The organism is Staphylococcus sp. GDY8P85P (assembly GCF_017892405.1).
Lineage (GTDB): Bacteria > Bacillota > Bacilli > Staphylococcales > Staphylococcaceae > Staphylococcus > Staphylococcus borealis.
This window is the reverse complement of record NZ_JAESLA010000017.1, coordinates 85006-105710: the sequence shown is the minus strand read 5'-3', so window position 1 is coordinate 105710 and position 20705 is coordinate 85006. Positions and strand designations below refer to the sequence as shown.

The 20705-nt window shown below is 36.1% G+C and carries 18 protein-coding genes and 1 riboswitch; of the genes, 13 read left to right on the top strand and 5 right to left on the bottom strand.

The annotated features are described in order from the left end of the window. Positions 1-43: 43 nt before the first annotated feature. Both KA828_RS04365 and KA828_RS04360 read right to left on the bottom strand, forming a co-directional pair. Positions 44-646, bottom strand: coding sequence for a DUF4811 domain-containing protein (locus KA828_RS04365; protein WP_245336038.1), 603 nt, complete (start codon positions 644-646; stop codon positions 44-46). A 134-nt stretch (positions 647-780) separates the two neighbouring features. After that, entirely contained in the window at positions 781-2298 is a 1518-nt protein-coding gene (locus tag KA828_RS04360; RefSeq protein ID WP_210125494.1) for an MDR family MFS transporter, read from the bottom strand. A 136-nt stretch (positions 2299-2434) separates the two neighbouring features. On the opposite strand from KA828_RS04360, the gene KA828_RS04355 reads away from it, so the two are divergent. The 12 genes from KA828_RS04355 to KA828_RS04300 all read left to right on the top strand — a co-directional run bounded on the left by KA828_RS04355 (position 2435) and on the right by KA828_RS04300 (position 16022). Further along, positions 2435-3028 carry a TetR/AcrR family transcriptional regulator gene (locus KA828_RS04355; protein WP_193838928.1) on the top strand — a complete coding sequence of 198 codons (594 nt, stop codon included), beginning with the start codon at positions 2435-2437 and terminating at the stop codon, positions 3026-3028. Between the two features lie 197 nt (positions 3029-3225). Then, a complete protein-coding gene (locus KA828_RS04350; RefSeq protein WP_210125493.1) occupies positions 3226-3789 on the top strand; it encodes a M23 family metallopeptidase in 564 nt (187 codons plus the stop codon). A gap of 309 nt (positions 3790-4098) precedes the next feature. Next, positions 4099-5157, top strand: coding sequence for a PTS sugar transporter subunit IIC (locus KA828_RS04345; protein WP_075108194.1), 1059 nt, complete (start codon positions 4099-4101; stop codon positions 5155-5157). 141 nt (positions 5158-5298) lie between these two features. Beyond that, positions 5299-6726, top strand: coding sequence for a phosphate--AMP phosphotransferase (locus KA828_RS04340; protein ID WP_075108193.1), 1428 nt, complete (start codon positions 5299-5301; stop codon positions 6724-6726). Between the two features lie 437 nt (positions 6727-7163). Further along, the gene (locus KA828_RS04335) at positions 7164-7865 is read left to right on the top strand and encodes an aggregation-promoting factor C-terminal-like domain-containing protein (protein WP_053028866.1); all 702 of its coding nucleotides are present in this window, start codon (positions 7164-7166) and stop codon (positions 7863-7865) included. A gap of 166 nt (positions 7866-8031) precedes the next feature. Beyond that, entirely contained in the window at positions 8032-8517 is a 486-nt protein-coding gene (locus KA828_RS04330; protein ID WP_075108192.1) for a glycosyl-4,4'-diaponeurosporenoate acyltransferase CrtO family protein, read from the top strand. Positions 8518-8519: 2 nt separating this feature from the next. Next, entirely contained in the window at positions 8520-10028 is a 1509-nt protein-coding gene (locus KA828_RS04325) for a phytoene desaturase family protein (RefSeq protein WP_210125492.1), read from the top strand. A gap of 13 nt (positions 10029-10041) precedes the next feature. After that, positions 10042-11169 carry a glycosyltransferase family 2 protein gene (locus tag KA828_RS04320; protein ID WP_075108190.1) on the top strand — a complete coding sequence of 376 codons (1128 nt, stop codon included), beginning with the start codon at positions 10042-10044 and terminating at the stop codon, positions 11167-11169. A 20-nt stretch (positions 11170-11189) separates the two neighbouring features. Beyond that, positions 11190-12047 carry a phytoene/squalene synthase family protein gene (locus tag KA828_RS04315; RefSeq protein WP_075108189.1) on the top strand — a complete coding sequence of 286 codons (858 nt, stop codon included), beginning with the start codon at positions 11190-11192 and terminating at the stop codon, positions 12045-12047. 9 nt (positions 12048-12056) lie between these two features. Then, positions 12057-13562 (top strand): phytoene desaturase family protein, encoded by a 1506-nt coding sequence (locus KA828_RS04310; protein ID WP_210125488.1) that lies wholly within the window; start codon positions 12057-12059, stop codon positions 13560-13562. 80 nt (positions 13563-13642) lie between these two features. Then, positions 13643-13750, top strand: a riboswitch (SAM riboswitch). Between the two features lie 79 nt (positions 13751-13829). After that, the gene (locus KA828_RS04305) at positions 13830-14990 is read left to right on the top strand and encodes an aminotransferase class I/II-fold pyridoxal phosphate-dependent enzyme (protein ID WP_075108188.1); all 1161 of its coding nucleotides are present in this window, start codon (positions 13830-13832) and stop codon (positions 14988-14990) included. 33 nt (positions 14991-15023) lie between these two features. Continuing rightward, positions 15024-16022, top strand: coding sequence for a D-lactate dehydrogenase (locus tag KA828_RS04300; RefSeq protein WP_210125486.1), 999 nt, complete (start codon positions 15024-15026; stop codon positions 16020-16022). 159 nt (positions 16023-16181) lie between these two features. On the opposite strand, the gene copZ is transcribed toward KA828_RS04300, so the two are convergent. The 3 genes from copZ to KA828_RS04285 all read right to left on the bottom strand — a co-directional run bounded on the left by copZ (position 16182) and on the right by KA828_RS04285 (position 19324). Then, positions 16182-16388, bottom strand: a complete 207-nt coding sequence (gene copZ, locus KA828_RS04295; protein ID WP_053028858.1) for a copper chaperone CopZ — start codon at positions 16386-16388, stop codon at positions 16182-16184. Between the two features lie 88 nt (positions 16389-16476). Continuing rightward, positions 16477-18864, bottom strand: coding sequence for a heavy metal translocating P-type ATPase (locus tag KA828_RS04290; protein ID WP_210125485.1), 2388 nt, complete (start codon positions 18862-18864; stop codon positions 16477-16479). Between the two features lie 253 nt (positions 18865-19117). Further along, the gene (locus KA828_RS04285; protein WP_053028857.1) at positions 19118-19324 is read right to left on the bottom strand and encodes a hypothetical protein; all 207 of its coding nucleotides are present in this window, start codon (positions 19322-19324) and stop codon (positions 19118-19120) included. 231 nt (positions 19325-19555) lie between these two features. On the opposite strand from KA828_RS04285, the gene KA828_RS04280 reads away from it, so the two are divergent. After that, a complete protein-coding gene (locus tag KA828_RS04280; RefSeq protein ID WP_075108186.1) occupies positions 19556-20425 on the top strand; it encodes an SDR family oxidoreductase in 870 nt (289 codons plus the stop codon). Positions 20426-20705: the final 280 nt, after the last annotated feature.

Genomic DNA, 20705 nt, shown 5'->3' with positions numbered 1-20705 from the left:
TATCTGTCGAAAAGAGAGGGTTGTCAAAGTTCACGCTTGTTGGTTATTTAAGCATTTCTTTAACTTGTTTTGTAGCAAGTCGTTGTTTTTGATCGTTAATATAATTTTCAAGTTCTTTCTCAGACGCTTTAGGATGTGATTGTTTATACGCTATCATTTTATTTTGCAGTTCTTTTTTAATTCTATTTTGTGATTTTGATGATGCCATTTGATTTTTTTGAAGTTGCTTTGCTTGTTTTGCATCTAGTACGACCCATGTATCATTAGGTACTGTAACAATCGATGTTTGTTTGATAAGTTCTTTTTTATTGTTTCCAAAATCAAACAAATAACGGTAGAAGTCGTTTTTCCAAGTCCAATATGTTTTAGTTGTTTTAACTGTCGCTTGGTCTACATCTGCTGTTCTATAGAAAGCGTGTTTCTTTATTGAATCTGATAAATTTTCTTTACTAGTACTAGGTTTAAAATGTGCTGATGGTTTGTCATCATTTTTATTTTCTTTATAAACCATGACATAATTATAAGAATTGTTACCTATTTCATTCGCAATTAACATGTTTGTAGGAGATTTTGTAGAGCCAGCAGAATAAATTTGTTTTTCGGGTTCAGTGATTGTTTCTTTCTCCATACCAAAATGATGCGTCATGTTTGCAACAATGCCAATGATTAATGCTGTAATAGAATGGTGAATAATGAACCGATAACATAACGTGTTAGGCGATGTGGAATCAGTGTCCATGATGCAAATACGGCAATAGTTAGAATAATAAGTATAATCATCTAATTCTCCTCGCTTTCTGAATGATTCATTTTCAAGAAAGGAACGATAATTAATCCGATGACGGCAAATGCTACGCCAATTAAAAACGCAGTATTAAAACCATCAATAGATGCTTGTTGTGCATGTTCGGCATAAAGTAATGGATTTGCATCTTTTAAACTTTTAGCTGGCATATGGTTGTTAATCATATTTTGCGTAATAGATGTTAGCAATGCGACGGCTATAGAAGATGCAACTTGTCTAGCAGTGTTGTTTGCTGCTGTACCGTGTGTACCCATTTTAGTTGGCAAGGCATCCATTGCATTTGTTGTTAAAGGCATCATAATTAAAGCCACACCAAACATCCGTATTGAATATAAAACTAAGATAAGCGACGGTGATGTCGTATCCGTTAAAAAGCCAAACGGTAATGAAGCTAATGATAAAATTAAGAATCCAACAAAAGCGAGTCGTTTGATGCCAATTTTATTATAAAGTGCACCAGAAATAGGCGAAATAAACCCTAACATTAAAGCACCTGCAAGTAAGGTTAATCCAGACTCAAATGGTGAAAAACCATGAATATTTTGTAAATAAGTAGGTAGCATCATTTCCACACCATACATAGCCATTGTCACAACGATAAGGCCAATCGTTGCAATGACAAAGCCTTTGGATTTAAATACACGTAAATCTAAGAACGGGTCATCTAATTTAAACTGACGCATACAGAACCATCCGATAAGAAGGACGCTAATGATAAGCGGTAGTATGACATAACTAATACTTCCCCAACCCTCGCTAGAAACATTTGAAAAGCTCCATAAAAATAATCCAAAACCAAGGCTTGATAAAATGAGTGACCACATATCTAGTTTGATCTTTCTATTTGGTATGACATCTTTCATAAAAATGAAACTTAATATAAAAGCAATCGCTACAATAATAATTGGGATCACAAAAATGTTACGCCATGAATCGCTTATTGTGAGACCAAGCATCGTATGATCTTTATTTAATATCCAACCAGCAAATGTTGGTCCAAGTGCTGGCGCTAATCCAACGGCTAAACCACTCAATCCCATCGCAGTACCACGTTTGTTTGGTGGGAACATGTTAATGATGATGATTTGCATCAAAGGCATCATTAAACCAACAGCGATTGCGGTAACAATTCGACCGAATAAGAAAATAATCCAACTATCGCTATTTGACGGTGCAATAGCAGTTAGTATTAAACCAATTAATAAAATGGCATATGCAATGACATGTAACCATTTCGTTGAAAAACGAGTAGCTAAGTAGGCAGATAATGGAACCATTATGCCGTTAGCTAATAGAAACCACGTAGTTGCTTGTTGTGCAGTACTAAAATCAATATTAAAATCTTTCATTAATGTAGGTAGTGCTGTGCCTAATGACGTTTGCATTAAGGCACCAGCAAATGTTGCAAGTAAAATGACAACCATAACCATCAATTTATTATAAGGTTTGCCATGTTCATCTAAGTCAAATGTAGTATTTATATTCTCTGACATAATAAGCCTCCTTTAAAAGTACCAACTTAATGTAACAACTTTCGAAGCGAAAAAGGAGAACAAAATAAAATATAATGTTTAAAATAATACACTATGTATCAAAATGTATTATAATACGATGCGAAAGGGTGATGAGATGGCTTATAGTAACAAAACACAATTGACGCAACGTCTACTTAGAGAAGCACTAATCAATTTATTAGATCACAAGCATTTTGAAGCAATTACGATTAATGAAATTACTCAAGAAGCGTATGTAACAAGAAGTACATTTTATAGATATTATGATGATAAATATGAACTGTTATCGGAAATTGAAGATGATGTTTTAAACTTTATTAAAACACAAAGAGAATTTAATGTAGAAAATGAAGATATTTTAGATGTGGGTAGCATCGCAAACTTATTCAAAGCGATGGATCCGTATTCAGAAGTATTAAAGGTATTGTTGACGAATGAAGGAATTCTAAGTTTCAAAATGAAAATTAGAAATTTAGTGTCTAAGCGTTTCGAATTTATAAATCATATTTCACAGGGTTCGAATCTTAAAAGAGAATTAGGTAAAGAATATTTAATAACGATCATTGTAAATACCTTTGAATATTGGTCAAAACATAAAAATGAAATCAATGTTGATGAAATAGCGCAATTTATTGTCGAAGTATATAAAGGTGGTATTTTTAATGCGTTAGATTTGGAAAAAGAGGATATTGAGCGATTAAAACAATAAATAATGACATTTTAACAGGTCTCTAAGATAGAAAATTATGGATAAAGGTGACCATACGAAACGAGTTTCTACTATTATAATAGTCAATTTTGTTCATTATCTAGTCAATTAGTCTGATTATAAGCAAAGTATACGCGCTATCAACGCTAGATTTGTTAATATACATGATAATTACAAATTGTAGAGGAGCGCGATGTTTGAAACACTTGATTAAAATAGCTATCACAATATTAGTGTGTGTAAGTATCGGTATATTCGTAACATATGTTATACGTGAAATAGATGACCAGTCATCCCATATGTCTTTAAATCGTGATAATAACGATTTAAATTGGAAGCGTGATGGGCGATTAACACATGGTTATGGCACTTATAATCATGGATTAGAATTTGAAGGTAATGACCGACACTATGGTAACGATTATGATTTACCTGAAGATACTGAAGTGCTAGCAGCAACAGATGGCGTTGTCACCAAATTATTTGAAGATGAATTAGGTGGGAAGGTCTTACAAATCTCAGAATCAAACGGGCAATACCATCAGTGGTATATGCATTTAAATGATTTTAAAGTAACTCAAGGTCAAAAAGTAGCGGCTGGAGATATCATTGCTTTATCAGGTAATACAGGAGAACAGACAACAGGGTCACATTTACACTTTCAAAGAATGAAAGGTGGTATAGGCAATGATTATGCTGAAGATCCACAACCTTTTATTGAGCAACTGCCCGAAGAAGAAGAAAGTTTATTTAATATTTAATACGTCGAACGAAATGGATGGTATAAAAATCTGAAGCCTACGTCGTGCTTCAGGTTTTTTTAGTTTCAACATTGCCTGCCATATTACAACGGGTAAATGTTTGGATATAAGGATAATCATTAAATGTTACTTTTTAGAGAAAAAAACAAAAATAATATTCTGAAAATTTAGAATTTGTGATATAGTAAAATCTATCATTACTTATATACGTGATTGCCATGAGGAGATGTTGAAACATCATAGCAATAACTCATAAGTAGGTTGATCAATTTAATAAGTGTGCAGAACAGACAACAGGAGGTATTTTACATGACATCAACACTTAGAGAAATAGGCGTTAAAGATTTTACATTTAGAGTGCTATCGGGCGTAGCCATAGGTATCGTGGTGGGCTTAGTACCCAATGCCATTTTGGGAGAAATCTTTAAAGCGTTAATGCATCATCATCCATTTTTTGGCACATTGTTACATGTTGTACAAGCAATGCAATTTACAGTGCCAGCTTTAATCGGCGCACTCATTGCGTTGAAATTTGACATGACACCATTAGCCATTGCAGTGGTTGCTTGTGCCTCTTATGTAGGTAGTGGAGCCGCACAATTTAAACATGGCGCATGGGTGATTGCTGGTATTGGAGACTTGATTAATACGATGATAACAGCAACGATTGCTGTAATATTCATCTTATTAATTGAAAAACGTGTCGGCAGTATGGCGCTCATTGTATATCCAACGATTGTAGGTGGATTGTCAGCTACAATTGGCGTATTCATTTTGCCATATGTACACATGATTACAACTGGCATTGGTAATATGGTTAATAGCTTCACAGAATTACAACCTGTATTAATGTGTATGCTCATTTCTATGGTCTTCAGTTTTATTATTATTTCACCGTTATCAACAGTTGCGATAGCTATTGCAATAGGGATTACAGGTCTTGCGGCAGGTTCAGCTTCTATTGGTATTTCAGCTACTGAAGCAGTATTGCTTATTGGTACTAGCAAAGTGAATCGAGTTGCAGTACCGATTTCTATATTCTTTGGTGGTGTGAAAATGATGATGCCTAATATGGTTAAATATCCAATCATCATGTTACCAATCCTTATAACTGCTGGTATATCAGGAATTGCAGGAAGTTTGATTGGTATTGCGGGAACGAAAGAATCAGCAGGATTTGGTTTCATTGGTATGATTGGTCCAATTAGTGCTTTTAAATTTTTACATATTGATTCTGCCTTAGTGAGTGTCTTACTCATTATTTTAGGATTCTTTGTTGTGCCATTAGTAACTGCATTTGTTTTAGATATTATTTTCCGAAAAGTATTACGTCTATATACTAACGACATATATAAATTTATGGGTTAACGTCCTATTAAATAGGAATTGATAAAGTGTTGAATGTCGCATTTTATCAATTCTTTTTATTTATAAAGATTGAGAAAAAATAGAAATAAATCGTGTTACAATAAAAATGAAATGATACGTTACAAAAAGGGTGAATGGTTAATGGCTAATAAAATCGAAAAACTAGCACTAAAGACAGCAGAACTTACAAGACAAACACATGATTTGGGTATTCCAATTATGATTTTATTTGAAGGTGTCCCAGCCTCTGGAAAAACACGCTTATCAAATGAATTATTACTTAACTTTGATGCGAAATATACACATTTTATTGCAACACAGTCACCTCAAAAGGATGATTTAAGATATCAATTCTTACAAAAATATTGGAATACATTACCTAAAAAGGGTGATATCAATGTTTACTTTAGAAGCTGGTACTCTCATTATTTAGATTATCGAGAGAATGAAATTAAGCATGATAGATACAAAAACTATGATGTCTTAAAAGAACAAATTGCGTCTTTTGAGGATATGTTAATCAAAGATAATTATGAAATCATTAAATTCTTTATTGAAATTAACGAAGATAAAAGACAAGAACATATTAAGCAAACGAAAGAGAATCCATTAATGCGGTGGAAAGTTCAAGAATATGGTAGCGTCTTATCAACAGAAACATATTTAGAGGATATGCATCAATTTATTAAACAAGATCAACAATGGCAGATTATTGATTATACAGAACGACAATCAGCAATCGAAAAAATGTATGAACACATTATACAACGTTTAGAACAAGCCATTGCTAAACATCATGCGCAAGATAATGAACGTGATGGTGACTTTACCGAGCACTTTAGTACCAAAATGTTTGATATCGAAGTAGATAAAGTATCCAAAGAAGCATACAAATCATTGATTAGCGAATTACAAAAACGCATGCGAGAAATACAATTCGCATTATATGAGCGGAAAATCCCACTCATTCTTGTGTTTGAAGGCATGGATGCAGCCGGCAAAGGTGGTAATATCAAACGTATTAGAGAAAAGCTTGATCCAACTGGTTATGAAGTCAATGGCATTAGCGCACCTACTGACGTTGAATTAAAACATCATTATTTATGGCGCTTTGCAAAAGATATGCCACGAAGCGGACACATCGAGTTATTTGATAGAAGTTGGTATGGCCGTGTATTAGTTGAGCGTATTGAAGGATTTGCAACGATGAATGAATGGCAACGTGCTTATGAGGAAATTAATGCATTTGAAAAAATGTGGACAGATGAAGGTGCAATCATCTTAAAATTCTTCCTTACATTAGATAAAGACGAACAGTTGAAGCGTTTTAAAGATCGTCAAAATAACGTCGATAAACAATGGAAAATCACGGATGAAGATTGGCGTAATCGTGAAAAATGGGATTTATACGTCGAAGCAAGTCATGACATGGTCAAAAAAACACATACAACCTATGCACCATGGTTAGTTGTACCCGCCGACCATAAGAAAACATCAAGAATAGAAATTATGAAATATATTATTCGTAAATGTGAAAAAGTATTATGGGGCGTTAAAGATTATGAATGAATATGATTAAATAATAGGAACCAAGAAACGGTAGAAAATCATAACGTTTCTTGGTTTTTTTAAAGTTATATAGATAAATTGAATAGTTCGGAGTAGTTAGAAATATTACGGCATTGTAACAAAACGGCAATTTGTAATATTACAGACAATGTAAAACAGTTGTAAATTTCTTAAAAAAGTATTGTAAATCCTTGTTTCATAATGAAATTTTAAACTATTTGTTCAAAAAATAATTGTTACAAAGCGAAATACTTATATTTCAATGTTACAAAATAAGGTGTCCATTGTAATTTTTTGTAAGAAAAGCGTAATACTACTGGCGTTTTTTTATGATATAGTACTTATTGTCAAAAGTTAAACACAGAGCAAAACACAATAACTAAAGAATATAACATAACGAAAATATAAACTAATTTTTTTTGGAGGAATTTTTTATTATGAAAAAAACAGTAATCGCGTCGTCATTAGCAGTAGCTTTAGGAGTAACAGGTTATGCATTAACTACAGATAACAGTGCACATGCATCTGAATCAACTACTAATTATGCACAATTAGCTAACTTAGCTCAAAACAACCCATCTGAATTAAATGCGCACCCAGTACAAGCTGGCGCATACAACATCTCATTCGTTAAAGATGGTTTCAAATATAACTTCACTTCTGATGGTCAATCTTGGTCTTGGAATTACACTTACGTTGGTGGTGCTGACACAGTAGCAACTACACAAGCTGCTCCAGCTGCTCAATCAACTGATTACTCAGCTTCTTACAGCAACGAAGCATCATCTCAATCAGTAAGCTCAAACCAACAATCAAGCAACACTAGTGTTAGAACAGTTTCTGCACCAACAACTACTTCATACTCAGCTTCATCAGCTTCAACTGGTGGATCAGTTAAAGCGCAATTCTTAGCTAACGGTGGTACTGAAGCTGCTTGGAACGCTATCGTAATGCCAGAATCAGGTGGTAACCCTAACGCAGTTAACCCAGCTGGTTACAGAGGTTTAGGTCAAACTATGGAATCATGGGGTACTGGTTCAGTAGCACAACAAACTAAAGGTATGATTAACTACGCTAACAGCCGTTACGGTTCATTAGATGCAGCAATTGCATTCCGTAATAACAACGGTTGGTGGTAGGATTTACTCAGATAACTGGATAGCACATCGAGTTATCGAGGAAAGAGGTCGACATGATGGTCGGCCTCTTTTTTTGTATTTTAATAGACACTGTAGCATAACGTTTACCGATGAGGTTTATAGGGAAGATATTAGAACAATTATTATGTCGAAAGTGTTGAATGTTATGTCATTATGGAAAGTATTGAAATTAGGCTTAATACATAGTGTGTTCTGGACAACCACACAATTATCAATATCTCATTTGATGTTACGATGTCCGTCATCCTTCTTTGTGAAATATGACAAGGTTTTTACAATATGGTCGTGGGAAAAGAATGGCGCTTTATGGAATACACTATTGCGTATTAATAAGTGGAAACGCTTCATTCCAGAAGGTGCTAGATTCAATCATCATATTTATAATAAAAAGAAACTAGCTTCTTTTAAATTAGAAGACATACATATAATGATTGTAGAAATGCGTCGGGCAGAACTTGTGCATTGGTTATCAATGATACCAGTGATTATTTTTGTAAAAGCGCCTAAATATATACAATTTATCAATATGAGTTATGTTATTTGCGCTAATTTACCGATTATACTGACACAACGTTATAATCGTCCAAGATTAGAATTGTACTATCAACGCAGAGTGAAACGGAGTGAATAGACTTGTCACATAAAAATATTATCGTTATCGGCGGTGGATTAGGCGGTATATCAGCTGCGATTCGTCTTGCACAAAGTGGTTTTAATGTCACACTTTACGAGCAAAATGATCACATCGGTGGTAAAGTCAATCGACTTGAAGCAGACGGATTTGGTTTTGACTTGGGTCCATCTATTTTAACGATGCCATGGATATTTGAAAGATTATTCAGCTATAGTAAGAAACAAATGAAAGATTACGTTACGATTGAACGCTTACCTTTACAATGGCGTAGTTTCTTTACAAATGGTAAAGTTATTGATTTATACGAAGATTTAGAACAAATGGGCCTTAACAACAGTCAACTCACGGATGAGGATATCAAACAATTGCACCAATTTATGGATTATGCAGCGCACATTCATCGTTTCACTGAAGAAGGTTACTTCGCACTTGGGCTTGATACGGTTTCGGAAATTATCAAATATCAAGGTCCATTGCGTTCAGTCAAAGGTGTAGATTACTTCTCAACAATGCAACAAGCAATCAATCGTTACGTCGAAAAGCCAGAGTTAAGAGATATGCTAGGTTATTTCATTAAATATGTTGGTTCGTCATCTTATGACGCACCAGCCGTGTTAACAATGTTAATCCATATGCAATATGAACAAGGTTTATGGTATGTCAAAGGTGGCATTCACCATCTTGCACGTGCATTGGAGCGATTAGCTGTTGAAGAAGGTGTGACAATTCATACTGGCAAAGATGTACGTAGTATTGATACGTATTTTAATCATGTCACAGGCGTTAGATTAGATGATGGTTCACATGTAAGTGCTGATTACATCGTTTCTAATAGAGAAGTCATACCAACTTATCGTGACTTACTACACTTTTCAAATAAGCAATTAGCGCAATTAGAGAAGGTTTATGAGCCTGCAGCGTCCGGATATGTTATGCATTTAGGTGTAGACAAAACCTATCCTCAATTGGCCCATCATAATTTCCTTTTCTCTAATGATTCAAAACGTAATTATCGAGAAGTGTTTCATGACAAAGTCTTACCACAAGACCCAACCATTTATTTAGTAAACTCGAATAAATCCGATCCAGCGCAAGCGCCAAAAGGATATGAAAATTTAAAAGTGTTACCACATATTCCGTATATTCAAGAACAACCATTCACTGAAGAACAATATAATGATTTTCGAGCACGTGTCTTGGATAAATTAGAGCGTATGGGGCTTACAGATTTACGTCAGCATATTGTATATGAAGATATTTGGACACCGCATGATATTGAACAAACCTATCACTCGAATAAAGGTACCATTTATGGGGTAGTGGCAGATAAGAAGAAAAATAAAGGATTTAAGTTTCCTAAACAAAGTCAATACTTTGATAATTTATTCTTTGTCGGAGGATCCGTTAATCCTGGTGGTGGGATGCCGATGGTGACGTTAAGCGGTCAACAAGTCGCGGATAAAATTAATGCACTTGAACGTGCGCTTACGAATGATTCAGAGGATTAGAGGTAATACAAGTATGACAAAATTAGCGTCACTGCTTCATGGAAGTATAGGTTTATCGTTAGTCAGTGGTTATTTAATGTATAATCGCCGGCATCTATTGTCATTTGATAAAACACGTGTAGGGGACTTTAGACAAAGCATAAGTGTGATCATTCCAGCGCGTAATGAAGAAAAAAGATTGCCAAAGTTATTATATAGTTTGTCACAACAGTCACTACAAGTTGAATGTATCGTCATGGATGATGATTCAAATGATAGCACTGCTGAAATTGCGCGAAAAATGGGCGCAAACGTGTATAATGTGACATATGATAGCAATGAGCATACATGGGTTGGTAAGTCATATGCATGTTATCAAGGTGTTGACCACACAACATCAGACATCATTGTATTTATGGATGCAGATGTAACATTACAAAATGATGATGCATTAGAAGCAATTATTCAGACTTATGCACAACAACATTATCGTGGTTTACTAAGTATTCAACCGTATCACAGTGTGCGGAAACCTTATGAACACTTATCGGCAGTGTTTAATCTAATGACAATTGTAGGTACAAATACATTTTCAACTTTAGCTAAAGCAAAGGGTGATGCATTAGCATTTGGCCCGGTAACCGTCATGAACAAAGCGGATTATATTAAGACACAAGGCCATAAAAATGCTGCGTCACAAATCATTGAAGGGTTTGCTTTAGGTAAAGCGTTTCAACGTTACCAGTTGCCAGTGACTCAATTTGAAGGTCAAGGCTACGTTAATTTTAGAATGTACGAATCAGGCGTTCAAACGCTCATAGAAGGATGGACGAAGCACTTGGCGGTAGGTGCATCGTCAACACAACCGCATATTATGATGTTAATCATGTTATGGATGATAGGTAGTATCACTTCATTCAGTGCATTCATACTCAGTTTATTTAAACAAGGATTGTCATTTAGACGAGCGCTACTATCTTATGGCTTGTATACATTACAATTCAGCCGTTTACATCGTAGAGTAGGTAATTTTTCGCTTTTAGTTTTGATTTGTCATCCAATATTATTTTTAGTGTTTATTTTAATTTTTATCAATTCATTTCGTCACATCCATTACACAAAACAGGTAAAATGGAAAGGACGACGATTTAATATTAAATAATATTTAGCAGGGGGTTCTCCATGAGCACATTAGAAGAAAATTATCAATATTGTCATCAAATTATGAAAGATTACTCTAAGAGTTTCTCATATGCTTTTGATATGTTACCTGAGCAACAGCGACGCGCAATATGGGCAATTTATGCTGTTTGCAGAATCGTTGATGATAGTATCGATGTACATCAAGACGTGGATTATTTACATAAGATTCATCGTGATGTTGAATCTATTGAACATCAAACAATAACGACATTTGAAAGTGATGCACGCATTATGACGGCTTTTGCTGATGCAGCGACACATTTCCAAATGAATTACCAAGCCCTCTACGACTTAATTGATACCGTAGAAGCCGACCAACACTTCGAGATGTTTGAAACAGATCGTGGTCTACTCGATTATTGTTATGGGGTAGCAGGAACAGTCGGTGTATTACTGATTCCTATTTTGGCAACGCCACCGTCAGACGAAGCTTATGCGTATGGTAAGCAATTAGGTGAGGCGCTTCAACTAACGAATATACTACGTGATGTTGGTGAAGATTATCGAAACGGGCGTATTTACTTTAGTAAAGCACGTTTAAATGAGTTTAATGTTTCAATTGCAGATGAAATGGAACGCAATCAACCCTCTGACAATTACATCAAAATTTGGGAATTCTATGCGACACTAGCGGATAATAACTACGATATGGTATTGAATCATCTCGATGTTTATAATGAAGAATCTCGTATGATTATTGAGTTAGCAGCTCAAGTCTATCGCGGTATACTAACTGAGGTACGTAAATCATCATATTCATTGAAAGAACGCGCATATGTTTCTAAATGGAAAAAACATAAAATCTACCGCAACTTAAAGAAAAAATATAAAGATTAGGTGAGATGTATGAACATAGCAGTAGTAGGTGCTGGTGTTACCGGCTTAGCAGCTGCCGCACGATTGGCCGCGCAAGGTCATCAAGTAACCATTTTTGAAAAGAATGAACAAGTCGGTGGCCGTATGAGTCAATTTAAGAAGGATGGTTTTACCTTCGATATGGGACCGACTATAGTGATGGTTCCAGATGTTTATAAAGCAGTATTTGAAGAATGTGGCAAACGTTTCGAAGATTATGTCGATATGAAACCACTCACACATATTTTTGATATCTATTTCTCAGATAAAGATAAAGTAAGTGTATCGACGGATTTGGCACAACTAAGCCAGACGCTAGAAGAGATAGAGCCAGGCTCAACGCAAGGGTTTATGCAGTTTTTAACGGATATATATAAACGATATGAGGTAGCGCGTAAATATTTCCTTGAGCGCACGTTCCGTAAGCCAAGCGAATTTTATAATCCGTTAACGTTATATCGTGGACTTAAACTGAAGACGTTTAACAATGCGAATCAATTAATAGATAATTATGTATCTAATGAAAAAATACGCAAGCTACTTGCATTTCAGACATTATATATCGGTATTGATCCGAAACAAGGCCCATCAATTTACTCTATTATTCCTATGATTGAAATGGTTCATGGCGTCCATTATATCAAAGGTGGCATGTATGGATTAGCCCAAGGCTTATTACAGCTTGGTCAAGACTATGGTGTCAATGTTGAACTCAATGCAGACGTGCAAGAGATCATCATTGATCCTAAATTTAAGCGTGCAGATGGCTTACGTGTTAATGGTGATATTCGACGTTTCGATAAAGTACTATGTACAGCCGACTTCCCATATGTGGCACAACATCTCATGCCTCAGCACGCGCCATTAAAGCGCTATTCTCCTGAAAAGGTGGATAACATGGATTATTCATGTTCAGCATTTTTAATTTATGCAGGTATTAATCGTCAATTACGTGATAAATTGTATGTCCATAACGTGGTATTTGCTAAAGATTTTAGAGGTAATATTGATGATATCTTTAGTGGAAAGATGCCAGATGATCCATCATTATACCTTTACTTCCCATCTGTAGAAGATGAAGCATTAGCACCTGAGGGTCAGACAGGCATGTACGTATTGATGCCAGTCCCAGAATTAAAAACAGGCCAAATTGACTGGCATGACCCTACAATAGTCGAGAAGGCGAAAGACGTCATCTATAACAAACTTGAAACGATTGAAGCGCTTAAAGATGTCCGTCAAGATATCGTATCTGAAACAGTTTTTACACCGCTTGATTTTGAGCAACGCTACAATGCTAAGTTCGGTTCAGCATTTGGACTCATGCCAACGCTGACACAAAGTAATTATTACAGACCAGCCAATGTTTCAAGAGACTACAAAGACTTATACTTTGCAGGTGCAAGTACACATCCGGGGGCAGGTGTACCAATCGTTCTAACGAGTGCTAAAATTACGGCAGAAGCAATGCTTGAAGATATTAATCATGGTGTATAATCTCCATAAAGTAAATGAATCAGAAAATTATAAATATTGACAATCATTATTGAACTGATACAATAAATATTAATTCAATAGACTTATCCAGAGAAGTGAAGGGATTTGGCCCAATGAAACTTCAGCAACAGACTTAAAAGATAAAAGTACTGTGCTAATTCCAAAGAGGTATACCTCAAAGATAAGTGTCATAGTTATAAACTAAGCTATATGTCACTCTCTTTTGAGCGTGATATATAGCTTTTTAATTTTGTAAGGGGGTAAATCATGACAATTTCAAATAAGCTAGCGCATATTCCAGATAGTTACTTTGGTAAGACAATGGGACGCAAAGTTGAACATGGTCCATTGCCGTTAATCAATATGGCAGTGGGTATACCGGATGGTGAAACGCCTAAAGGTATTGTTGATCATTTTGCAGAAGCAGTTCGAATTCCAGAGAATCAAAAGTATGGTGCCTTTCATGGTAAAGCATCATTTAAAGAAGCGATTGTTAATTTTTATCAACGCCAATACGGTGTCACGTTAGATAAAGAAGACGAGGTGTGCATACTTTATGGTACAAAGAACGGTTTAGTGGCATTACCGACATGTATTGTGAATCCTGGAGAGAATGTGTTGTTGCCAGATCCTGGTTATACAGATTATCTCGCTGGTGTCTTGCTTGCTGATGCCAATCCAGTACCACTTAATTTGGACCCACCAGATTACTTGCCAGATTGGCGCAAAGTAGATGCACAAACATTAGCGAACACGTCATTAGTTTATTTAACTTACCCAAATAATCCTACAGGTTCAACGGCCACTAAAGCGGTATTTGATGAAGCTATTCAAAGATTTAAAGGTACACGCACAAAGATTGTTCATGACTTTGCATATAGTGCTTTTGGTTTCGATGCTAAGAACCCGAGTATACTCGCTTCTAAAGATGCAAAGGAAGTAGCCATTGAAATTTTTTCATTGTCAAAAGGGTATAACATGTCAGGTTTCAGAGTAGGCTTTGCGGTAGGGAATAAAGACATGATACAAGCACTAAAGAAATATCAGACACATACGAATGCGGGTATGTTTGGTGCCCTTCAAGATGCAGCAACGTATGCGTTGAATCATTATGATGCCTTTTTGGATCAACAAAATGACACATTTAAGCGACGTCGTGATGCTTTTGAGAAGCGATTAAAGGAAGCAAATTTACCATTTGTGCATTCTAAAGGTGGTATATATTCATGGCTTCAAACGCCACCGGGTTACGATAGTGAATCGTTCGAACAATATTTATTAAAAGAGCAGTCCATCCTAGTAGCACCAGGTATTCCATTTGGAGAAAATGGGCGTCATTATGTGCGCATTTCTTTAGCACTGGAGGATGATTTATTGACTGAAGCGGCGAATCGACTCGCATCGTTATCTAATTTGTATAACGTATAACACTAAGACGAACATGAGAAAGGATGATAGATAATGACTAGAATAAAAATGATGAGTGTACGTGATGAAGATATTCCTTATATTGAAGAATGGGCAGAACAGCATAAGGTTGAAATAGAATTAAACAAAGAGATATTGACGGAAGATAATGTGGATAGTGTTCAAGGATTTGATGGGTTATCTTTATCTCAACAACATCCAATATCTGAAGAAATATTTGCGAAACTTCAACGTTTCGGGATTAAACATATTGCGCAACGTAGTGCTGGGTTTGATACGTATGATTTAAATTTAGCTACACAATACGGCATCATTATATCTAATGTGCCGTCTTATTCACCAAGTTCTATTGCAGAGTTTGCCGTGACACAAGCAATTAATATTGTTAGAAATCAAAATGCCATTCAACGTAAACTTCAAGCATATGATTTTAGATGGGAACCTTCAATCTTGTCACGTTCAATCAGTGATTTAACTGTTGCGGTTATCGGAACTGGACGTATTGGTTCCATTGCAGCAAGAATCTTTGCCAAAGGGTATGGTAGTCATGTTGTTGCCTATGATCCATTTCCAAATGAGCAAGTTGCACAGTATGTTACGTATAAAAAAACATTAGAAGACGCATTGCAGGATGCTGATATTGTCACAGTTCATATTCCAGCAACAAAATATAATCCGCATCTTTTTAACGAAGCATTATTTTCTAAATTTAAAAAAGGCGCTGTATTTGTCAACGCGGCTAGGGGATCAATTGTAGATACACGAGCATTGCTGGATGCCATTGATCGCGGACACATTAAAGGTGCTGCGTTAGATACATATGAGCATGAACGTGGATTATTCCCTGGAGATTATCGTGATAAAGCAATTAATGATGAATTGCTAGAGACGTTAATTGCCAGAGAGGATATTTGGTTAACTCCGCATATTGCATTCTATACGGATGCAGCTGTAAAGAATTTGATTGTGGATGCACTTGATGCAGTCCTTGATGTGTTGAATACAGGGACGACGCAATTAAGAGTAAATTAAAAAAGAAGTTAGGCATGGCACACTGAATGTTTTATAACCCTGGCTAGATTAGCTTGTAGCATTTCAATCAGAAATGCGTTTTGCAGGGATTTGCCACGCCTAACTTCTTCTATTTCACTTTTCGAATTCGCCTAAATCCTAAGCGCTTTTGTCCGGACCTTATTTTACATCGTAGCCTTGATCTTCAATGGCTTCTTTCATTTGTTCAACTGATACTCTATCTTCGTCATAATCGACGCGAACTTGATGTTTGTCTAAGTCTACTTCAGCTGAAGTAACACCATTTAATTTAGCTAGTGCTGATTCCACAGCGTTTCTGCAGTGGTCGCAACTCATACCTTCAACATTCATTACTTTATTAATCATAATGATCACCTCCGACGTTCTTAATAGTATATACCCATATTTTACTCCTTTTTAATAAACAAAGAAATAAAATAGAAATGCTTCAAAATTATAGTTTCATTCGTCTTAGTCGTAAAGCGTTACTTACAACACTAACTGAACTTAAGGCCATTGCAGCGCCAGCTATCCATGGTGCGAGTAATCCCATTGCTGCAATAGGTATGCCTGCAATGTTATATCCAAATGCCCAGAATAAATTTTGTTTAATGTTGCGAATGGTTTTATGACTCGCGTGGATGGCTTTAGGTACTAACTGAATATCGCCTCCTAGAATGGTGATATCTGCAGCTTCTATCGCTACTTCAGTCCCCGTTCCCATTGCAATACCAATATCTGCTTTAACCAGTGCAGGGGCATCATTGATACCGTCACCTACCATAGCAACGTTATGCTGCTGTTCTTGTAACTGCGTGATATGTTGTGCCTTATCTTGAGGGAGAACTTCAGCAATGACTTGGTCAATACCAACTTCATTGGCAATCGCACGTGCAGTTCGTTCATTATCACCAGTTAGCATGACCGTTTTAATATTCATAGCTGCTAGTTGTTGGATGGCGTTTTTGGCAGAAGGTTTAACTGTATCTGCAACAGCAATCATGCCCTTAAGTTCACCACCATATGCAATTAACATTACGGTCTGACCATCAGCTTCCATATGTGTCATCTTCTGTTTCATCGTATCTATGTTGATGTGATGTGCGAGCATCAATTTTTTATTGCCAACAAGTAACTGAGTCCCATCGATCATCGCTTGTATACCGTGGCCTGGTAATGTTTGATAGTCAGTGACGTCTACCAATTGCACATGTTGTTGTTCAGCATAGTTAACAATTGCAGTAGCTAAAGGGTGTTCAGAGTTCTTTTCAGCGGAGGCCACTAAAGCTAGTGTATCTTCATCCCCATCTAAATAAGTAACTTCTGGTTTACCATGAGTTAATGTGCCTGTTTTATCGAACACAACCGTATCAACTTGATGTGTGCGTTCGACATACTCGCCACCTTTGAATAAAATACCATTTTCAGCAGCGCGACCTGTACCAACCATGATAGACGTTGGTGTCGCTAATCCAAGCGCACATGGACAAGCAATAACTAAAACGGATATCGCAGCAACAAGTGCATTCTCAAATTGACCAGGATGAACGATGGTAATCCAAATGAGGAAAGTTAATAATGCGATAGCAATTACAATTGGCACGAAATAGCCAGATATGATATCAGCTAAACGTTGAATAGGTGCTTTAGAACTTTGAGCTTCTTCAACGACTTTAATAATGTTAGAAAGGGCAGTGTCCTTTCCAACTTTAGTGGCTTTAATTGTAATTACACCATTTGTATTTATCGTTGAACCGATCACTGCATCATCAACCTGCTTATCCACGGGCATGGATTCACCAGTCAACATTGACTCATCTATAGCAGTTTCACCTTTGATGATTTGACCATCAACCGGTATCTTTTCACCTGGTTTAATTAACAAGATATCATTCACACTAACTTGATTCAGAGGTACCATTTGTTCGATGCCATTGTCATCAATGAGGCGTGCCTCTTTTGCCTGTAAATTCAGTAATTCACTTAATGCATGTGTTGTTTGCGATTTAGCGCGTGCCTCTAAATATTTTCCGAAAAGAATCAACGTGATCAGCACAGCACTTGTCTCAAAATATAGGTGAGGCATATGTGTTGAACCAGCTAACCATTTGATCATTTCATAAATACTGTAAAAGTAAGCAGCGCTAGTGCCTAATGCGACAAGTACATCCATGTTAGCGCCACCGTTGCGCAAGTTCTTATAAGCGCCAACATAGAATTGCCAACCAATGATGAATTGGATTGGTGTCGCAAGTATAAATTGGAACCAAGGATTCATTAAGAGATCTGGTAAATGCATATTAAAGAGATGAACGAACATTGTCATGAGTAACGGTAATGCCAGAATCGCTGAGATGATTAATTTGTTTCGCTTATGTTTCAATGCGCGTTGTTTACGCGTAGCTTGATCTTCTTCAGTTTGTTTAGGTTGTGCATCATAACCTAGCTTTCTAATACGTTCTATTAAAGTATCTAAATCGGTTTGACCGGGATAGTAAGCTACCGTGGCTTGCTCAGTCGTTAAATTGACAGATGCTTGTTTGACACCTGTAGTTTTATTTAATACTTTTTCAATGCGATTTGAACAAGCAGCACAAGTCATGCCACTTATATCTAATTCAGCTTTATCTATGACTACATCATAGCCAAGCTTTTGAACGGTCGACACGAAGTCATTGATCTCATAGTCATTTGAATCATATTCGATTGTCGCCTTTTCAGTCGTTAAATTAACCTGTGCGTTAACATTATCCATTTTGTTTAATCGCTTTTCGATACGGTTAGAACAGGCGGCACAAGTCATACCGGTAATAGTCAATGTAGTATGTTGTTTATTGCTCATTAGGACACCTCCATTACAATTCATACATAATATACCCCCTTAGGGTATTTAAGTCAATGTTTCTGTTCTGTTTTTGAATAAAAAAGTGCCCTCCAAAGTGTTCATTTTTCAATGTCTACTTTGAAGGGCACATATTAAGTCTATATCTTAGGCTACAAATGTATATGAGCAGTCGTGGACTGAATTCAACATGCACTTGAATGTTTTCTCATTGCCGATAATATCATTCTATTGTGTCGTTGATATCGTTATTTTAGAAAAAATCAGATGGTTTAAAATGGTCTAAATTTAAATCTTTATAGTTATTAAAATCAAAATTGGATATATTTTGAACCAATTCGCCATTTTTAGCTTGATTGTAATAATAGTTCGCTTCGTTCATTACATCATGATCTTGGAAGGTCTTTACAATACCAAGTATGATTAGTAATGCAATAATACCTTTAAATAAACCTCGCATAGCGTCGCACTCCTTTATCTGTATGTTCTCGTTAGTGGCTTAAGTTAAATCTTTAATAGAAGTTTAATTTAATTATATAAGGTTTCGTACTAAAATGCATGAGACTAAGGAACTGACTTCCTATCATTCTAAAGTTGTAATGAAATGGATCGTTGATAATCAGATAACAACTTTGTTTCAAATGCGACATTAATGGGAACGGTTAAGTAAATGGATAAGGAGTGGTAACGAATGAATTTATTAGAATTTCATAAGCAAATTAAAGGCTATACTCAAGATCATCAACCAGGTACTGAGAAAGATATGAATCCTAGACCAGTTTCAGAGCTAGATGACTATAAAGCAGCAGGTAAACTGCAAGGTAAAGTTGCATTAATTACTGGTGGTGACTCAGGTATTGGTCGTTCTGTTGCGATACTATTTGCTAAAGAAGGCGCGGATGTAGCAATTGGTTATTACGATGAGCATGAGGATGCTGAAGAAACCGTTCAACGTTTGAAAGACATCGGTGTTAAAGCTAAAGCGTATGCACATGATTTAAAAGATGCACAGCAATCTAAAGATTTAGTGCAACAAGTGGTTCAAGACTTTGGCGGATTAAATATTCTAGTAAATAACGGTGCTGTTCAATATCCACAAGACCATTTTATGGACATTACGCCAGAACAATTTAAAGAGACATTCGAAACTAATATATTTGGTATGTTCTTCTTATCACAAGCGGCCGTTCCATATTTAAGTGATAACGATACGATTATTAACACAACAAGTGTAACAGCATATCGTGGTTCAGGTCATTTGATTGATTACGCTTCAACTAAAGGCGCGATTGTTTCATTTACGCGATCATTAGCTACAACGCTAATGGAGAAAAATATACGCGTCAATGGTGTAGCGCCAGGACCGATTTATACGCCATTAATTCCAGCTACCTTTGATGAAGACAAAGTGGAAAATCAAGGTGGCAATACGCCAATGGGTAGACGTGGACAACCTGCAGAACTTGCGCCAGCCTATGTGTTTCTTGCAACAAATGCAGATAGCTCATATATTACAGGCCAAATTATTCATGTTAATGGTGGAGACTATATTACAACTTAAATGGAATTAATGTCTAAGACGTCATGGTTATGGTCTGAGACATAAATAATCTAATAATGCTATTTTGGAAATTCGCAATGGCTAACTGAAGAGAAAAGACACTTAAGCCATGCATTGCATAGTTCTAGCGGGGCCCAAGCAAAGAGAATTTCATAAAGAAATTCTACAAGCAAAGCAAGCTGGGGTTGGGGCCCAAGCAAAGAGAATTTCATAAAGAAATTCTACAAGCAAAGCAAGCTGGGGTTGGAGACGTTTTAAAAAGAATGTTGTCTCACTCTCG